A 3359-nucleotide genomic window follows, 5' to 3' on the forward strand; every position below is an offset into this window, starting at 1 on the left:
CCCACGCATGATATAGAAAACTGCTGTTCATAATTGTACGTTTGCTTGTGCTTATTCAAATATACAATTTGTGCAGCGGTTTTCTTCTTTAATAAACTATCACGCGAAATGTCGGATGAACCGAAAAACATCTTGATGATATTGAGAACTATATCGACAACCAGTTAAAGGAATACAGTTCAGAAGATGACATAAATCACAGACACTTTGCCTCTCTGAAAAGAGAAGTAAATGATATAAAGAAAGAATATTATTCTATCGATAAGTAAATTTTTATAAAGGTACAGCCATCGAATAAAGATGAGCTGTACTTTTTATATATACGCATATAGTTATACATTAGAAACATTAGTGTTAAAAATCAATTTATTTCACTATATTTGCAACCGGAAAAAACAAATAACATCTAAATATATGAGTATATTTTCAAAACTATTCGGCAAGAAAAACGATGAAAATGCTGAAGGACCTGTAAGAGTAGGTGGAATGGAAGACTTCATGACACTCATCAGAGTTTACTATCAGGCTGTTATGGCTGCACAGATGGGTATAAGCAATATAAACTTCCTTCCAGACCTGGCAGTATTCAAACGTACACTTAAAGTTCCCACACAGAACAATAAACTGGGGATAGCGGAAAAATCACGCTGTAAAAAAATGCTTATTGAGATTTATGGACTCAATGACAATTTCTTTAAAGAAATAGATGCTTCAGTAAAGAAAAACTGCAAGAACGTAAACGACATCAAATCTTATCTGTTCATGTTCCAGGGCTTCAGTCAGGACCTGATGATGGTTATCGGAAATCTTATGCAGTGGAAATTCCGTATGCCAAGCCTGCTAAAGAAAATGCTCCGCAATATGACAGAAAAGACTATTGACGATATCCTGACTAAAACCGACTGGAAAGACGACGGTGTGCGTAAGACATGTCACAACATACGCCAGTACAAACATGCATTGGGATATTCACAGGAATGGATGAACGACTATGTATACAACATCGTTCTTCTGGCTAAAAAAGAGCCTAAACCAAAAGCATAAACTACATAAAAAAGTTTAAGGCGGAGTCGGTATTCCATAATATCAACCCCGCCTTAATTTATATATCATCATGAACAATCCTATAGAAATAGAGCGACATCCGCTCGAACCGTTCCTGCCCCCTAACGCCTCGCTACTTATGCTTGGCAGTTTCCCTCCACAGCGAAAAAGATGGAGCATGGACTTCTTCTACCCTAACCTCCAGAACGACATGTGGAGAATTTTCGGCTATATTTTCTTCAACGATAAAGAATATTTCCTTACCGAAAACAAAAAGGCATTCGACAAGGCAAAGCTGGAGAAATTCCTTACACATAAAGGCATAGCGCTATACGATACAGCAACAGCCGTCATAAGACTGCAGGACAATGCTTCGGACAAATTCCTTGAAGTAGTAGAGCCTACGGATATAGAAACTTTATTAAGACAGCTACCAAACTGCAAAGCCATAATAACAACAGGACAGAAAGCTACCGACATAATATGCGATTATTTTTCGGTCAGTCAGCCTGCAATCGGCAATAAAACGGAAATATCATTTCATGACAGGACTATTTCACTATACCGTATGCCGTCATCAAGCAGAGCATATCCATTAAAGCTGGAAAAAAAATCAGAGCTATATGCTCAGGCTTTCAACGAATTACATATTTAGTATAAAATAAAATTGATTTTTCTTACCAGAAAAGCTTGTCAGTTTGAAAAAAAGTACTACCTTTGCACACGCAAACACGGGAATAGCTCAGTTGGTAGAGCATCGGTCTCCAAAACCGAGTGTCGGGAGTTCGAGCCTCTCTTCCCGTGCAGAAGTAAAAAGCTGTAACTCAAAAAGTTACAGCTTTTGCTGTTTTAGAGGTCGGACAAATGTCGGACACGAATTTTCTGAATGTCAAACTGTATTACGCTTTCGAACTCGAAAAACGTAATAAAAAAATGTTTTCATCAAGAAAGAAAAGCGCATCGATTTTTAGCATTATTTCGTACACTGAACCAAAACTTCACACTGGTAAAACATGGTATATTGACTTCAAGTCATACGATCCTGTCGAGCAAAAAATGAAAAGAAAGAAGTATATGCTCGATGGAATACCAAAGGTTACCGACCGTCGTCGCCGGGCAAACGAAATCATCACAAACCTTAATATAAAGCTCCGTTCCGGCTGGAACCCGTGGGCTGATGTAGAGAACTCCAGGCAATATACACCGTATATAGATATTATGCGCAGGTATCATATATATCTAGAAAAGTTGTATGCTGCAGGAACAATAAAGGAGAATACCATCAAGGATTATGAAAAACGTCTCAGAGTATTCGAAGAATACACATCCAAACGTATTCCGGCAATAGTCTATGCTTACCAGATTGACCAGTCTTTCATATCAGACTTTCTTGATTATGTGTTGTTAGACCGTGATTCATCAGCCAGAACGCGGAATAACTATCGTACATGGTTATCATCAGTCTGCAACTGGATGATGGAAAAGCAGTACCTGGTAAAGAATCCGGTCGAGAATATTCGTATGCTGCAGGAAGATGAGAAGAAAAGGTCTGCCCTATCGTCTACAGACATACAGAAGCTGAAGAAATATCTCAAGAAAGAGAATCCATACTTCCTGTTCTTATGCCAATTCGCATATTATACCTTCATACGACCGGACGAAATAACCAACATAAAACTATCTGATATCTACCTGAAGGAACAGAAGGTCTTTATAGCTTCGAGCATAAGCAAGAACCGCAAGGATGGCATGGTAGGTCTTAATGATAAGCTTATTAAGACAATGCTTGACCTTAATATTTTCAAGAACCCCGGTGATTATTATCTGTTCGGTAAAGGGTTCAAGCCATCAAAGGAAAAAGTCACCACAAAAGTGTACAGGAATTACTTTAACAAGGTACGCGAAAAACTGAGATTTCCAGACAGTTATCAGTTCTATTCGCTGAAAGATTCCGGAATCCGTGATTTGGCAAATGCCGAAGGTATTGTCATTGCTCGTGATCAGGCTCGCCATGCTGATGTATCTACTACAAATAAATATTTGAAAGGTACCAATATGACGGTTCATGAGGAAACAAAGCATTTTGAGGGTGAGTTCTAAAATAAATGTGGTACTGCGTTTCACAACGGAGTACCACGAAATAACCGATATGAGAATATTATTCTGCCAGATAAAACACACCTTCTGCTATTTTAGGTTCATCCGACATTTCGCGTGATAGTTTATTAAAGAAGAAAACCGCTGCACAAATTGTATATTTGAATAAGCACAAGCAAACGTACAATTATGAACAGCAGTTTTCTATATCATGCGTG

General features: G+C 38.2%; 3 protein-coding genes and 1 tRNA gene. All 4 read left to right on the forward strand.

The features are described from left to right. Nucleotides 1-414: 414 nt before the first annotated feature. Nucleotides 415-1044, forward strand: coding sequence for a hypothetical protein (locus I6E24_RS15730; protein ID WP_235329593.1), 630 nt, complete (start codon nucleotides 415-417; stop codon nucleotides 1042-1044). Nucleotides 1045-1114: 70 nt separating this feature from the next. After that, nucleotides 1115-1699, forward strand: coding sequence for a uracil-DNA glycosylase family protein (locus I6E24_RS15735; RefSeq protein ID WP_235329595.1), 585 nt, complete (start codon nucleotides 1115-1117; stop codon nucleotides 1697-1699). A 76-nt stretch (nucleotides 1700-1775) separates the two neighbouring features. Beyond that, a tRNA-Trp gene (locus tag I6E24_RS15740) sits at nucleotides 1776-1848 on the forward strand. 60 nt (nucleotides 1849-1908) lie between these two features. Then, a complete protein-coding gene (locus tag I6E24_RS15745; RefSeq protein ID WP_235329597.1) occupies nucleotides 1909-3144 on the forward strand; it encodes a tyrosine-type recombinase/integrase in 1236 nt (411 codons plus the stop codon). Nucleotides 3145-3359 lie beyond the last annotated feature (215 nt).

This window comes from Bacteroides caecigallinarum (genome assembly GCF_021530995.1).
In the GTDB taxonomy this organism is placed as follows: domain Bacteria; phylum Bacteroidota; class Bacteroidia; order Bacteroidales; family Bacteroidaceae; genus Phocaeicola; species Phocaeicola faecigallinarum.

Bases quoted from the DNA above. Each gene is read 5' to 3' on its own strand.
- I6E24_RS15730 (WP_235329593.1), top strand. From the start codon at position 415: ATGAGTATATTTTCAAAACTATTCGGCAAGAAAAACGATGAAAATGCT.
- I6E24_RS15735 (WP_235329595.1), top strand. From the start codon at position 1,115: ATGAACAATCCTATAGAAATAGAGCGACATCCGCTCGAACCGTTCCTG.
- I6E24_RS15745 (WP_235329597.1), top strand. From the start codon at position 1,909: ATGTCGGACACGAATTTTCTGAATGTCAAACTGTATTACGCTTTCGAA.